At 69.1% G+C, this 14,468-nt stretch carries 14 protein-coding genes; 11 read left to right on the forward strand and 3 right to left on the reverse strand.

Translation table 11 applies throughout. The features are described 5' to 3' along the window. Window positions 1–99: 99 nt before the first annotated feature. The 8 genes from A5771_RS15410 to clpC1 all read left to right on the forward strand — a co-directional run bounded on the left by A5771_RS15410 (window position 100) and on the right by clpC1 (window position 9,590). Window positions 100–1,530: a DUF6779 domain-containing protein gene (locus A5771_RS15410; protein WP_064856064.1), complete on the forward strand. Its 1,431-nt coding sequence runs from the start codon at window positions 100–102 to the stop codon at window positions 1,528–1,530. A gap of 124 nt (window positions 1,531–1,654) precedes the next feature. Beyond that, a complete protein-coding gene (locus A5771_RS15415; RefSeq protein WP_064856065.1) occupies window positions 1,655–2,548 on the forward strand; it encodes a Rossmann-like and DUF2520 domain-containing protein in 894 nt (297 codons plus the stop codon). Then, entirely contained in the window at window positions 2,545–3,483 is a 939-nt protein-coding gene (panC, locus tag A5771_RS15420) for a pantoate--beta-alanine ligase (RefSeq protein WP_064856066.1), read from the forward strand. Before A5771_RS15415 ends, panC begins: the two co-directional genes overlap by 4 nt. Then, window positions 3,483–3,899 (forward strand): aspartate 1-decarboxylase, encoded by a 417-nt coding sequence (gene panD, locus A5771_RS15425; RefSeq protein ID WP_064856067.1) that lies wholly within the window; start codon window positions 3,483–3,485, stop codon window positions 3,897–3,899. Before panC ends, panD begins: the two co-directional genes overlap by 1 nt. A gap of 2 nt (window positions 3,900–3,901) precedes the next feature. Further along, a complete protein-coding gene (locus tag A5771_RS15430; RefSeq protein ID WP_064856068.1) occupies window positions 3,902–4,711 on the forward strand; it encodes a type III pantothenate kinase in 810 nt (269 codons plus the stop codon). A gap of 30 nt (window positions 4,712–4,741) precedes the next feature. After that, complete coding sequence (gene lysS / locus A5771_RS15435; RefSeq protein ID WP_064856069.1) at window positions 4,742–6,268, forward strand: lysine--tRNA ligase; 1,527 nt, start codon at window positions 4,742–4,744, stop codon at window positions 6,266–6,268. 117 nt (window positions 6,269–6,385) lie between these two features. Continuing rightward, entirely contained in the window at window positions 6,386–6,721 is a 336-nt protein-coding gene (gene lsr2, locus A5771_RS15440) for a histone-like nucleoid-structuring protein Lsr2 (RefSeq protein WP_064856070.1), read from the forward strand. Window positions 6,722–7,070: 349 nt separating this feature from the next. Further along, entirely contained in the window at window positions 7,071–9,590 is a 2,520-nt protein-coding gene (gene clpC1 / locus A5771_RS15445) for an ATP-dependent protease ATP-binding subunit ClpC (protein WP_064856071.1), read from the forward strand. A 64-nt stretch (window positions 9,591–9,654) separates the two neighbouring features. Here clpC1 and A5771_RS15450 read toward each other — a convergent pair whose 3' ends face one another. Together A5771_RS15450 and mhuD are read right to left on the reverse strand one after the other, a co-directional pair. Then, window positions 9,655–10,998 (reverse strand): serine hydrolase, encoded by a 1,344-nt coding sequence (locus tag A5771_RS15450; RefSeq protein WP_109401160.1) that lies wholly within the window; start codon window positions 10,996–10,998, stop codon window positions 9,655–9,657. Window positions 10,999–11,002: 4 nt separating this feature from the next. After that, entirely contained in the window at window positions 11,003–11,320 is a 318-nt protein-coding gene (gene mhuD / locus A5771_RS15455; RefSeq protein WP_064856072.1) for a mycobilin-forming heme oxygenase MhuD, read from the reverse strand. A gap of 24 nt (window positions 11,321–11,344) precedes the next feature. On the opposite strand from mhuD, the gene A5771_RS15460 reads away from it, so the two are divergent. Further along, window positions 11,345–12,106: an alpha/beta fold hydrolase gene (locus A5771_RS15460; protein ID WP_428844414.1), complete on the forward strand. Its 762-nt coding sequence runs from the start codon at window positions 11,345–11,347 to the stop codon at window positions 12,104–12,106. On the opposite strand, the gene A5771_RS15465 is transcribed toward A5771_RS15460, so the two are convergent. Then, window positions 12,073–12,978, reverse strand: coding sequence for an A/G-specific adenine glycosylase (locus tag A5771_RS15465; RefSeq protein ID WP_064856229.1), 906 nt, complete (start codon window positions 12,976–12,978; stop codon window positions 12,073–12,075). The genes A5771_RS15460 and A5771_RS15465 overlap by 34 nt on opposite strands. Window positions 12,979–13,003: 25 nt before the next feature. Here A5771_RS15465 and A5771_RS15470 point away from each other — a divergent pair, with 25 nt between their 5' ends. Both A5771_RS15470 and A5771_RS15475 read left to right on the forward strand, forming a co-directional pair. Beyond that, the gene (locus A5771_RS15470; protein WP_064856228.1) at window positions 13,004–13,621 is read left to right on the forward strand and encodes a carbonic anhydrase; all 618 of its coding nucleotides are present in this window, start codon (window positions 13,004–13,006) and stop codon (window positions 13,619–13,621) included. 79 nt (window positions 13,622–13,700) lie between these two features. Further along, a complete protein-coding gene (locus A5771_RS15475; RefSeq protein WP_064856074.1) occupies window positions 13,701–14,462 on the forward strand; it encodes a hypothetical protein in 762 nt (253 codons plus the stop codon). Window positions 14,463–14,468 lie beyond the last annotated feature (6 nt).

Raw genomic sequence — 14,468 nt, forward strand, 5'->3', positions numbered from 1 at the left:
TCGCCGGAGCGGGGCGACACGCCAAGTGACCTTGTCCAGGTACAGTCGGGCAATGCCGGCCGGCAACGATGAGCGAAGCGACGAGGTGGAGCGGCGCAGATGAATTCGGTCCTGTCCCGCGCCCCAAGTCGGCGTGGTGCTCGCAGGCCCGGCTGGACGTTAATGACGGCGTTGCTGATCCTTGCGATCGCGGCCAGTTCGGCCCTGGTATTCACCAGCCGGGTGGAGCTGTTGAAGCTCGCCGTCATCGTGGCGCTGTGGGCCGCGGTCGCCGCCGCGTTCGTCTCGGTGATCTACCGGCGGCAAAGCGATGTGGACCAGGCCCGGGCCCGCGACCTGAAGCTGGTCTACGACCTGCAACTGGACCGGGAGATCTCGGCGCGCCGAGAATACGAGCTGACGGTGGAGTCGCAGCTGCGCCGGGAGCTGGCCTCGGAGCTGCGGGCTCAGGCCGCCGACGAGGTCGCCGGGTTGCGCAGCGAGCTGGCCGCGCTGCGAACCAATCTGGAGATCCTCTTCGACGCCGACCTGAGTCACCGGCCGGCCCTGGAGCCCGAGCGCACTACGGTTCGGGCCTACAGCGACTGGGCGCGCTCGGGCGGGGAATCCGGCCCCACCCGGGTCACGCCGGCCGCCGCGTCGTTCTACCCCGAGGACTCGGTCAGCCAAACCGCCGAGAACCCGATCATCGATGTTCCCGAGGTGCGGATACCGACCGGCGGAATCCCGATGCCTCAGCCGCAGACGCCGCAGTCGCCCCAGGCGCCGGCCGAGACCCCCTACCGCGGTTCGCACCGCCGGACCGCCGAAGAAGCGCCGCGCCGAGCCGCCGAAGAAGCGCCGCGCCGAGCCGCCGAAGAGCCGCCGCGCCGGGCCGCGGAAGAAGTCCAGCAACCCGCGGGCCGTTGGGCGCAGCCGCCGCAGCCCTTCGTCCCACCCGAGCCTCGCAGGGAATCCGAGTCCCGCCGCGAGCCCGAACCGCCACCCGTTCCGACGGCACCGCCGCCACCATGGGTCGCGCCGACCGCAGCTCCCGCCTGGAAACCGGTTGGCGCCGAGGGCGAATGGCTTCCGCCGGGCACGCCGGGCAGCAACTGGGCCCCGGAAACCCCCGAAACTCCGGTGACTCCGGCTACTCCCGCGGACTCCGGCCGGCACGGCGTCGCCGAGCCCAGGCACGCCGGCGAACCGGTGCCCGAGCGCAGCGCCGAGGCACCGTCCCGCCACGGTCGCCACGCCGAACCCGGGGAGCCGGCCGGCGGTCCGGTGAACGGTGCCGACGCAGCCGAACGCGGCGACGGGGAGGGACGCCGGCGGGCGCGCTCCCGGCACGCGGCGGACGCGCCCGGCAGCCCTGCCCAGCCGGTGCCGGCGGAGCCCGCCGGTGCCCCCGCGGCCCGGCATTCCGCCGGGGCCGAGCCGGGAGCCGAGGCCGCCCCGACCACCGGCGGACAGTCGGTGGCCGAACTGCTGGCCCGGCTGCAGGCCACCCCCTCCGGGGGCCGCCGGCGCCGCCGTCGCGAGGAGTAATACCCGCGCCTGCGACGAATGTCACTCCCCGGGCCGCGGCCGAGCGGGATACACTCTGCCCGACCGTCCGGTACCCGCAGCGCGGGACTGGAACGAACCAAGAGAACTTGCGAGGTCGTCTGCGATGGTGCAGTTCGACGGACTGCGGCCCGCCCGACTCAAGGTAGGCGTCATCTCGGCGGGCCGGGTCGGCACCGCCCTGGGCGTCGCACTGGAGCGGGCCGACCACGTCGTGGTGGCGTGCAGCGCCATCTCCGAAGAGTCGCGTCAGCGTGCCCGACGGCGGCTGCCCGACACCCTCGTGCGGCCGGCCCCCGATGTCGCCGGCGACTCGGAATTACTGCTGCTGTCGGTTCCCGACACCGAACTGGACGGCATCGTGTCCGGCCTGGCCGCCACCGGCGCGGTGCGGGCCGGGACGATCGTCGTGCACACCTCCGGTGCCACCGGGATCGGCGTGCTGGCGCCGTTGACCGAGCAGGGCTGTCTGCCGCTGGCGATCCACCCCGCGATGACGTTCACCGGCGCGGACTCCGACATCGATCGGCTGACTGAGAGTTGCTTCGGCATCACCGCCGGCGACGAAATCGGCTATGCCATCGCCGAGGCGCTGACCCTGGAGATCGGCGCCGAGCCGTTCCGGGTCGACGAAACCGCCCGCACCCTCTACCACGCCGCGCTGTGTCACGGCGGCAACCACGTGGTTACCGTGATCGACGACGCCCTGGCAGCATTGCGGGCGGCACTGCCCGGTGGTCTGGGGATCAATGACCCCGACGGCGTCGCCGAGCGGGTGCTCGGGCCGCTGGTGCGGGCCGCACTGGCCAACACCCTGCGCGACGGGCGGGCCGCGCTGACCGGGCCGGTGGCCCGGGGTGACTCGGTCACCCTGGCCCGGCACCTGCAAGCGCTGGCCGACGTGGACCCCGATCTGGCCGAGGCCTACCGCACCAACGCGCTGCGCACGGCGCACTGCGCGGACGCCGCCGACGACGTGCTGACGGTGCTGGCCCGGTGAGGCCGAACGCGCCCACTTTCACCGCCGGTGGGCTCAACGTGTACGCGCGGCCCGACGAGATCGCTCGCGTCACCCGGGCGCTGCGCTCGACCGGCCGCCGGGTGATGCTGGTGCCGACGATGGGGGCGCTGCACGACGGCCACCTGGCGCTGGTGCGTGCCGCACGCAGGATGCCCGGCTCGGTGGTGGTGGTGTCGATCTTCGTGAACCCGCTTCAATTCGGCGCCGGCGAGGACCTCGACGCCTATCCGCGCACCCTCGAAGACGACCTGGCGCTGCTGCGCGGCGAAGGTGTCGAGTTGGCCTTCACCCCGACCGCCGGTGCGATGTATCCCGACGGTCCGCGCACCGCGGTGCACCCGGGTCCGCTGGGGGCCGAGCTTGAGGGCGCCGCCCGCCCCACACACTTCGCCGGCATGCTCACCGTGGTGGGCAAACTGCTGTCGATCGTGCGACCCGACCGGGTGTTCTTCGGCGAGAAGGACTACCAGCAGCTGGTGCTGGTGCGGCAGATGGTCGCCGACCTCAACCTGGACGTGACGGTGGTGGGCGTGCCGACAGCGCGCGAACCCGACGGCCTGGCGATGTCGTCGCGCAACCGTTACCTCGACCCGGTGCAGCGCGAAGCCGCGGCAGCCTTGTCGGCGGCGCTGGCCGCCGCAGAGCACGCCGCGTCGGCGGGAGCGGCCGCGGCACTCGAGGCCGCCCCCGCGGGGCGCGCCGCGGGGGCGGGGGTCGACGTCGACTACGTGCAGGTGCGCGGTGTCGATCTCGGTCCGGCCCCCGACGAAGGGCCGGCGCGGCTGCTGATCGCCGCCCGGGTCGGTACCACCCGATTGATCGACAACGCCGCCATAACGCTCGGACTTTCCACCACCGCCGCCTCGGCGTCGGTCGGTTCGGATGGATATCCCGCAGAAAACCGGAGGAATTGATGTTTCGGACGATGCTCAAGTCGAAGATTCACCGTGCCACGGTCACCCACGCGGACCTGCACTATGTCGGATCGGTGACCATCGACGCCGATCTGATGGAAGCCGCCGACCTGCTCGAGGGCGAACAGGTGACAATCGTCGACATCGACAACGGCGCTCGGTTGGTCACCTACGCCATTACTGGGAAGCGCGGCACCGGTGTCATCGGAATCAACGGTGCCGCAGCGCATCTGGTGCATCCCGGCGACCTGGTGATCCTGATCGCCTACGGCACCATGGACGACGCCGAGGCGCGCCGCTACCAGCCGCGGATCGTGTTCGTCGACTCCGACAACAAGCAGGTCGACCTCGGCAACGACCCGGCCTTCGTGCCGGATGACGTAGCCGACCTGCTTTCGCCCAGAAGCGTGGGGTAGCCGTGCTGCTGGCTATCGACGTCCGTAACACCCACACCGTCATCGGCCTGATCGCCGGGTCGGGTGAGCACGGAAACGTCGTGCAGCAGTGGCGGATTCGCACCGAAGCGGAGATCACCGCCGACGAGCTGGCCCTGACCCTGGACGGCCTGATCGGCGACGACGGCGAACAGCTCACCGGCGCTGCCGCGCTGTCCACCGTGCCGTCGGTGCTGCACGAAGTGCGGCTGATGCTCGACCAGTACTGGCCCTCGGTGCCCTCGGTGCTGATCGAGCCGGGCGTTCGCACCGGGATCCCGCTGCTGGTCGACAACCCCAAAGAAGTCGGCGCCGACCGGATCGTCAACTGCCTGGCCGCTTTCCACAAGTTCAACACGGCGGCGATCATCGTCGACTTCGGTTCGTCGATCTGCGTCGACGTCGTCTCGGCCAAGGGCGAGTTCCTGGGCGGCGCCATCGCACCCGGTGTCCAGATCTCCTCGGATGCCGCCGCGGCCCGCTCGGCGGGGCTGCGCCGGGTGGAGCTCACCCGCCCGCGCTCGGTGATCGGCAAGAACACCGTCGAGTGCATGCAGGCCGGTGCGGTGTTCGGTTTCGCGGGACTGGTCGACGGGCTGGTGCGCCGGGTACGCGACGATACGCCCGGTCTGGCCGACGCCACCGTGGTGGCCACCGGGCACACCGCTCCGCTGTTGCTCGCCGATCTGGAAACGGTCGGCCACTACGACGCCAACCTCACCCTGGACGGGCTGCGATTGGTCTTCGAACGCAACCGGGACAGTCAACGGGGCAGGCTGCGGCCGGCGCGCTGAGCTTCTGCCGGTTGATTAAGCTGGCCAGTCGTGAGCTCCGCCGATACCCCAGACACGTCGCCGCAACAGGATCCCGACCTCCCCGAGCAGTTCCGGATCCGCCGCGACAAGCGGGCGCGGTTGCTGGAGCAGGGCCGTGACCCGTACCCGGTCGCGGTGGATCGCACCCACACTCTCGCCGAGATTCGGGCCTCCTACCCCGACCTTGCCGCCGACACCACCACCGGCGACGTCGTCGGCGTCGCCGGCCGGGTGGTGTTCGCCCGCAACTCCGGCAAGCTGTGCTTCGCCACCCTGCAGGAGGGTGACGGCACCCAGCTGCAGGTGATGGTCAGCCTGGCCAGCGTCGGCGAACAGGAATTGGACGCGTGGAAGGCCGACGTCGACCTGGGCGACATCGTCTACGTGCGCGGTGAGGTGATCAGCTCCCGCCGCGGCGAGCTGTCGGTGCTGGCGGACGCCTGGCAGATGGCGTCCAAGTCGTTGCGGCCGCTGCCGGTCGCGCACAAGGAGATGAGCGAGGAATCCCGCGTTCGGCAGCGCTACGTCGACCTGATCGTCCGCCCGGAGGCGCGCACCGTGGCCCGCCAGCGGATCGCGGTGATTCGCGCGGTGCGTCACGCGCTGGAGCGCCGCGGATTCCTCGAAGTGGAAACACCGATGTTGCAGACGTTGGCCGGTGGGGCGGCCGCCCGGCCGTTTGTCACCCATTCGAACGCGCTCGACGCGGACCTTTACCTGCGAATCGCACCCGAACTGTTCCTGAAACGGTGCGTTGTCGGCGGGTTCGACCGGGTCTTCGAACTGAATCGGGTGTTCCGGAACGAAGGCGCCGATTCCACCCATTCGCCCGAGTTCTCGATGTTGGAGACCTACCAGGCCTATGGCACCTACGACGACTCGGCCGTGGCCACTCGGGAGATTATTCAAGAGGTCGCCGACGAGGTGATCGGCACTCGTCAACTGCCGTTGCCCGACGGCAGCATCTACGACATTGACGGCGAATGGGCGACAGTTGAAATGTATCCGTCACTGTCCGAAGCGATCGGTGAGGAGATCACTCCGGCGACCCCCGTCGACCGGTTATGGGCCGTCGCCGACGAGCGGGGAGTCGAAATTCCCCGAGACCGTGGTTATGGGCACGGCAAGCTGGTCGAAGAGTTGTGGGAACACGCGGTGGGCAATGCCCTGAGCGCACCCACGTTCGTCCGGGATTTCCCGGTGGAGACGACGCCCCTGACCCGCCAGCATCGCAGTATCGACGGTGTCACCGAGAAGTGGGACCTGTACATGCGCGGCGTCGAGCTGGCCACCGGTTACTCCGAGCTCATCGACCCGGTGGTGCAGCGCGAACGCTTTGCGGCCCAAGCGCGTGCCGCGGCGGCCGGCGACGACGAGGCGATGCCGCTCGACGAGGACTTCCTGGCGGCGATGGAACACGCGATGCCGCCGTGCACCGGCACCGGAATGGGTATCGACCGCCTGCTGATGGTCTTGACGGGTCTGTCAATTCGCGAGACTGTTTTGTTCCCGATTGTTCGGCGTCACGGCAACTGATCGGCCCGCTCGCCTGTTGTGTTGAAGCAGGCGTATTTTTATGGCACATTGGTCCGCGAGGTCGAATGCGGCTTTGCGCACAGTTTGCAGCTGAAAGCTAACCGAGGGGCAACTAATATGGCGAAAAAAGTGACCGTCACCTTGATCGATGATTTCGATGGTGAGGGTGCCGCCGACGAAACGGTCGAATTCGGGCTGGACGGGGTCACCTATGAGATCGACCTTTCAAGCAAGAATGCCTCGAAACTGCGCGCGGAGTTGAAGAAGTGGGCCGACGCGGGCCGTCGGGTCGGTGGTCGCCGGCGGGGACGGTCCGGGGGTGGCCGCCGCGGAACGATCGACCGTGAACAGAGCGCCGCCATCCGTGAATGGGCCCGCCGCAACGGCCACAACGTGTCGACCCGCGGCCGTATCCCGGCCGACATCATCGACGCATTTCACGCTGCCACCTGAGCCGAAGCTGGGACCGCCGCATGAACCCGGAGGTTCAGCGAGGCTCGACGGAGGAGAGCCGAAGCTGGGACCGCCGCATGAACCGAGCGGTTCAGCGAGGCTCGACGATCCCGGCATTTCGCTCCTGGCGAACCGGGTGACCCATCGGAACGCATTCCGGCGCCCCAGCGTTGCTCTCTTGCGTCAGGTGCCAGGCCTTTCGAGGTCTGCCATCGCAAGCGTTCGATTCGGTACGCATTGCCCGGCAGGTCACAGCGCGCTCGGCCGCCCACTACAGTGGACGGCAGGTGCGCGAGGCCGAGCCAAGGCCGACCAAGTACCGATGGTGAGGGAGAGCAGGTAGCCGCCGATGTTCGAAAGATTTACCGACCGGGCCCGCAGGGTTGTCGTCCTCGCGCAAGAAGAGGCGCGGATGCTCAACCACAACTACATCGGGACCGAGCACATTCTGCTTGGTCTGATCCACGAGGGCGAAGGCGTGGCCGCCAAGTCGCTGGAGTCGCTGGGCATCTCCCTGGAAGGGGTGCGCAGCCAGGTCGAGGAGATCATCGGCCAGGGCCAGCAGGCGCCGTCCGGGCACATCCCCTTCACCCCGCGCGCCAAGAAGGTGCTCGAGCTGAGCCTGCGTGAGGCGCTGCAGCTCGGCCACAACTACATCGGCACCGAGCACATTCTGCTCGGCCTGATCCGGGAGGGCGAGGGTGTCGCCGCCCAGGTGCTGGTCAAGCTGGGCGCCGACCTGACCCGGGTGCGCCAGCAGGTCATCCAGCTGCTGAGTGGCTACCAGGGCAAGGAGACCGCCGAGGCCGGCACGGGTGGCCGGGGCGGGGAGTCCGGCTCGCCGTCCACCTCGTTGGTGCTCGACCAGTTCGGCCGCAACCTCACCGCCGCGGCCATGGAGGGCAAGCTCGACCCGGTGATCGGCCGGGAGAAGGAAATCGAGCGGGTCATGCAGGTGCTGTCGCGGCGCACCAAGAACAACCCGGTGCTGATCGGCGAGCCCGGCGTCGGCAAGACGGCCGTCGTGGAGGGGCTGGCGCAGGCGATCGTGGCCGGCGAGGTCCCCGAGACTCTGAAGGACAAGCAGCTCTACACCCTGGACCTGGGTTCGCTGGTCGCTGGCAGCCGGTACCGCGGTGACTTCGAGGAGCGGCTGAAGAAGGTCCTCAAGGAGATCAACACCCGCGGCGACATCATCTTGTTCATCGACGAGTTGCACACCCTGGTCGGGGCGGGCGCGGCCGAGGGCGCCATCGACGCGGCCTCGATCCTCAAGCCCAAGCTGGCCCGCGGCGAGCTGCAGACGATCGGCGCCACCACTCTCGACGAGTACCGCAAGTACATCGAGAAGGACGCCGCACTGGAGCGCCGGTTCCAGCCGGTGCAGGTCGGTGAGCCCACCGTCGAGCACACCATCGAGATCCTCAAGGGCCTGCGGGACCGCTACGAGGCTCACCACCGGGTGTCGATCTCCGACTCGGCCATCGTGGCTGCCGCCACCCTGGCCGACCGCTACATCAACGACCGGTTCCTGCCCGACAAGGCGATCGACCTGATCGACGAGGCCGGTGCCCGGATGCGGATCCGCCGGATGACCGCGCCGCCGGACCTGCGCGAGTTCGACGAGAAGATCGCCGACGCTCGCCGGGAGAAGGAGTCTGCGATCGACGCGCAGGACTTCGAGAAGGCCGCCAGCCTGCGGGACCGGGAGAAGCAACTCGTCGCGCAGCGCGCCGAGCGCGAGAAGCAGTGGCGCTCCGGCGATTTGGACGTGGTCGCGGAAGTCGACGACGAGCAGATCGCCGAGGTGCTGGGCAACTGGACCGGTATCCCGGTGTTCAAGCTGACCGAGGCCGAGACCACCCGCCTGCTGCGGATGGAAGACGAATTGCACAAGCGGATCATCGGCCAGGACGACGCGGTCAACGCGGTCTCCAAGGCCATCCGCCGCACCCGGGCCGGGTTGAAGGACCCGAAGCGGCCGTCCGGCTCGTTCATCTTCGCCGGCCCGTCCGGGGTCGGTAAGACCGAGCTGTCCAAGGCGCTGGCGGAGTTCCTGTTCGGCGACGACGACGCGCTCATCCAGATCGACATGGGCGAGTTCCACGACCGGTTCACCGCGTCGCGGCTGTTCGGTGCTCCTCCGGGCTACGTCGGTTACGAGGAGGGCGGCCAGCTGACCGAGAAGGTGCGGCGCAAGCCGTTCTCGGTGGTGCTGTTCGACGAGATCGAGAAGGCGCACCAGGAGATCTACAACAGCCTGTTGCAGGTGCTCGAGGACGGCCGCCTCACCGACGGTCAGGGCCGCACGGTGGACTTCAAGAACTGCGTGCTGATCTTCACCTCTAACCTGGGCACCTCCGACATCTCCAAGGCGGTCGGGCTGGGCTTCACCCAGGGCGGCGGGGACAACAACTACGAGCGGATGAAGCTCAAGGTCAACGACGAGCTCAAGAAGCACTTCCGGCCGGAGTTCCTCAACCGGATCGACGACATCATCGTCTTCCACCAGCTCAGCAGGGAAGAGATCATCCAGATGGTCGACCTGCTGATCGGGCGGGTGGCCAAGCAGCTGCGGGCCAAGGACATGGACATCGCGTTGAGCGACAAGGCCAAGGCGCTGCTGGCCAAGCGCGGCTTCGACCCGGTGCTGGGAGCACGTCCGCTGCGGCGGACCATCCAGCGCGAGATCGAGGACCAGCTCTCCGAAAAGATCCTGTTCGAGGAGATCGGCCCCGGCCAGCTGGTCACCGTCGACGTCGACAACTGGGACGGCGAGGGTCCCACCGAGGGCGCGGTGTTCACCTTCGTCGGCAGCCAGAAGCCGGCCGAAGCGGATCTGGCTCAGGCAGGCGCGCCGGCCGAATAGCCGAGAAGACACGAAAGCCCCCTTTTCCGTGAGGATTTGGGGGCTTTCGTGACTGCTCGCCCGCTCAGCGCGCTACCGGCAGCAGGCCGAAAGCCTGCTTGGCGATCTGCAGCATCCAGCTGCCGACGCTCTTGCCGTGGTCACGCGGCCAGTTGAGCTGGAAGCTGACCACCCACGGCTGGCCGGTCGCGTCGACGGCGTACCAGCTGAAGGTCAGATCGCCGGGCAACCCACCGGCTTTGGCGCCGATATAGGGCCAATCGGCGCGGCTCAAGTCGATGCCGCGCACCGCGGACAGGATCTGCTTGACCGGCGCGGCCTTGCCCACCGCACCGGCTTGCAGCGCGACGTGCACCCGGCAGATGTCCTCGGCGCTGCCGTACCACTCGGCGCCATACGCCGAGGCCGGAATGTGCGCGCGGACCGGATCCGGTTCATACGGCCGGGAGTTGGCTTGCTGCAGCAGCTTCGCGCGCTGCTCCGGCGAGCCGTACTGCCATTGCTCGCGCAGGTCCGGTTTGCCCCAGCCCACCGAGAACAGTTCGTACATGGTGGGAAACGGCGTCATGCTGGCCGGGTCGTGGTGCCCGGCCGCCACCAGTGCCCGCTCGACGGCTCGGGTGCCCACCCGGCCGATCAGCAGATCGGTCGCCATGTTGTCGCTGGTGGCGATCATCTTCTCGGCGGCCTTGCGCACCGAGACGTGGGCGCCCTCGGGCAGTTTCTCCAGCCCGGACGACCCGACCACCTTGGCCCGGCCGGTGATGGTCAGCGGGTCGTCCCAGGACACCCGCCCGGCCTTCACCTCGTTGGCCACCGCCAGCAGCACATACAGCTTGAAGATCGATGCCAGCGGCAGCGACTGGCTGGTGTTGGTGCCGGCCACCGGCGTGCACGCGCCGCCCTCGATGCGGGAGGCCTGGTAGGAGTAGCGGGCGCCGGTCCTACTCAGCACCGCGTCGACGTCATGCCAGGAGTGGATGGGTGGGGCCTCGGTGGTGGGCTTGAACAGGTCCACCATCCCGTTGTCGTCAGTGCGGATCCGGATGTCCTGGCGGGCACCGTAGGAGGTCGTCAGGTGCAGGGTGGCCGTGCCGGCCCGGATGTCGACGCCGTCGAGGCGGAACGGTCGATCCCACCACAGCGATTCCATGGTGGTGACGACCTGATCCACCTTGTCCGGTGCGGCCAGGGTGGCCACCCCGACCGGGCCGATCGGCCAGTCGGAGTTCAACATGTCCATGGTCTGCTTGGCGCGCAGCCCGGGCGGGGTCTTGGTGGAGATCGTCACCGGGCCGGTGTCCGGCTCCGAAGGTGCTGCGGGGGAGGGCGCGCAACCGGCAGCCGATGCGGCAGCGATGGCCGCCAGGCTTACCGTGGCCGTCCATACCGCCAGGTGTCGCCGCACGGGCCTACGCCTGGGCGGCGGTTCCGGCAACGTCCAACACGACCTCGAATTCCAGCAGGCTGGCACCGGTAGCGACGGGGTTCTTGCTGGCCTGGGCGTGTGCCTCGGCGCTGCGCCCGGTCGCCCAGGCCTGGAACGCCTCATCGGATTCCCACGTGGTGACCACGAAGTAGCGGTCCTCGCCCTTGACCGGCCGCAGCAGCTGGAAGCCCAGGAAACCGGGTGAAGAGTCCACCGTGTGCGCTCGGTTGGCGAACCGTTTCTCCAGCTCGGGACCGGCGCCCGGGGGTACCTCGATTGCGTTGATCTTCACCACTGCCATACGGCCTAGGCTACCGTGCCCCGGGTGGACACCGGGCCGAGCGAGCTGCTGACCTATCGCGGTGGCCACGGGACGCCGCTGGTCCTGGTGCACGGGCTGATGGGCCGCGGCAGCACCTGGCCGCGGCAGCTGCCGTGGCTGACCCGGCTGGGGGCGGTCTACACCTACGACGCGCCGTGGCACCGTGGCCGCGACGTCGTCGACCCGCATCCGATCTCCACCGAACGCTTCGTGGCCGACCTGGCCGCCGCGGTACAGCAGCTGCCGGGCCCGGTGCGCCTGGTGGGTCACTCGATGGGTGCGCTGCATTCCTGGTGCCTGGCGGCCCGCCATCCGGAGCTGGTCTCCGCGCTGGTGGTCGAAGACATGGCGCCGGACTTCCGGGGCCGCACCACCGGGCCGTGGGAACCGTGGGTGCATGCCCTGCCCGTCGAGTTCGCCCGGGCAGATCAGGTGGTGGCCGAATTCGGCGACGTCGCGGGGCGGTACTTCCTGGAAGCCTTCGACCGCACCGCTACCGGCTGGCGGCTGCACGGTCAACCCGCGCGTTGGGTGCAGATCGCTGCCGAGTGGGGCACCCGCGACTACTGGGGCCAGTGGCGCGCGGTGCAGGTGCCGTCGTTGCTGATCGAAGCCGGGAACTCGGTGACGCCCCCGGGCCAGATGAGCGAGATGCATCGCATCGCCTCGGCCAGTACCTACTTGCGCGTTCCCGATGCCGGTCACCTGGTGCACGACGAGGCGCCGCAGCTCTATCGCGAGGCCGTCGAGTCGTTTCTGTCCTGACCGGGCAGCGCGAAGCGGTCGCCGGCGAGCTGTTCGACCAGGCCGTCGTCCAGCAATGATCCCAAGGCGCGTTCGCGCTGGACCTCGTCGACCGGCCATGCCACGTCGAGCTCGGCCCGGGTAACCGGAGATACGTTGCCGCGCAACACATCCAGTAGACGCCCGCGGACCTGGCGGTCGGTGCCGGCATAGCGTTGGGCGGGTCGTTTGACGGCGCTGCCGGGTGGGAACCCGCGGTCTCGCCACGCGCAGGAACGCAACGGGCACACAGCGCAGCGCGGCGTTCGGGCCGTGCACACCATGGCGCCCAGTTCCATCAGCGCCGCCGAAAAGCGGGCGGCCTGAGCGGCTTCGGGCAATAGGGCGAGGAGGGCACCGACATCGGCATGGTCGCGTTTCGCCGACGGGGCTGCCGCATCGGCGCGTCCGTGCACGGCGCGGGCCACCACCCGGCGCACATTGGTGTCGACCACCGGAACCGGTTTGCGGTAGGCGAAACAGGCCACCGCCCGCGCGGTGTAGCTGCCGATTCCCGGCAGTTGCTCCAAGACCTCGACGTCGTCGGGCACCACGTCGGCGAATTCGCGCGCGATCACGGTCGCGCACTCATGGAGTCGTTTGGCCCGACGCGGATAGCCGAGCTTTCCCCACGCCCGCAGCACCTCGGCGGGGGTCGCGGCCGCTGTCGCCGACGGAGTCGGCCAGCGCGCCACCCACTCCGACCAAAGCGGCAGCACCCGCGCCACCGGGGTTTGCTGCAACATGAACTCGCTGACCAGGATCTGCCACGGCGTCACACCGTCCGCCCGCCAGGGCAGGTCGCGTTCGGCGGCGTCGAACCAGCCGAGCAGGTCGCCGGCGTCGATGCTCATCGGCTGGCCGTGCACAATGTCGGGTATGCCGAACTCGAACCCGATATCCGCGTGGAAGGCACTCAAGGAGGGTAACGAGCGCTTCGTCGCCGGCGAACCCCTCCATCCCAGCCAGGGCGTCGCGCGCCGCGCCGAGCTGGCCAACGGCCAGAAGCCGACCGCGGTGGTGTTCGGTTGCGGCGACAGCAGGGTCGCGGCCGAAATCATCTTCGATCAGGGCCTGGGCGACATGTTCGTGGTCCGCACCGCCGGCCACGTCATCGATGCAGCGGTGCTGGGTTCGATCGAGTTCGGGGTGGCGGTACTCGACGTGCCGCTCATTGTGGTGCTCGGTCACGACAGCTGCGGGGCGGTCAAGGCCGCGCTGGCGGCTCTCGACGACGGTGCCGTACCAGGCGGCTACCTGCGTGATATCGCCGAACGGGTCGCCTCGTCGATCCTGGTCGGCCGGCGCGAAGGCCTGCGCAGCATCGATGAGTTCGAGACCTGCCACGTCAACGAGACCGTGCGGCAACTAGCGACCCGATCGACCGTCATCGCCGAGCAGATCGAGGCCGGGACGCTGGCGATCGTCGGCGCCACCTACCACCTGTCCGACGGGCGGGTGCAGACCCGGGATCACCTCGGCGATATCGGCGATTAGTCGCCGAAGGTCACAACGCGGCAACGACACGCCGGGAAGGGTCGGACAACTCTGCCTGAGCACGTCCTACCGTGAGAACGTGCTCGATTTGGAACCGCAGGGCCCGCTGCCATCGCAGATCTACTGGCGACGCCGCGGCTTGGCGCTGGGCATCGCCGTCGCCGTGATCGGGGTGATTGCGGCCATCGTCTTCGCTGTCGTCCACGGCAGCGCGGGCGCCGAGAACACCGACACGAAGACGCCGGCCGCCGGGCAGCACGCCAACCCGCAAGGCGCCGCACCAGAAGAGGTCAAGACGCCCTTGGTGCCGCCTGCCGAGCAGCCGCCGCCGCCTTCGGCGACCCCGACCGCGGCGGTGATCCCGCCCCCGGTGCTCAAGCCGGGTGACGACTGCCCCGATTCGACGCTGGCGGTCAAGGGCATCACCGGTCCGCAGTATGTGGTCGGCGAGCAGCCCCAGTTCACCATGGTCGTCACCAACATCGGCCTGGTCGCCTGCAAGCGGGACGTGGGGGCGGCGGTGCTGGCGGCCTACGTCTACTCGCTGGACAACCAGCGGCTGTGGTCGAACCTCGACTGCGCGCCCTCGAACGAGACCCTGGTGAAGACCTTCGACCCCGGCGAGCAGGTGACGACCACGGTGACGTGGACGGGAATGGGTTCGGCGCCGCAATGCCCGCTGCCGCGACAGCCGATCGGTCCGGGCACCTACAACCTGGTGGTTCAACTGGGCAATCTGAGATCGGCGACGGTGCCGTTCATGCTGACGGAGCCGTCTCCGGACGCTCCGCCGCCGGTCGAGAACTTCCCGCCGCCAGACGCCCTGCCGCCGGGCAACTGATCGGTC

The organism is Mycolicibacter sinensis (genome assembly GCF_001667375.1).
Taxonomy (GTDB): Bacteria; Actinomycetota; Actinomycetes; order Mycobacteriales; family Mycobacteriaceae; genus Mycobacterium; species Mycobacterium sinense_A.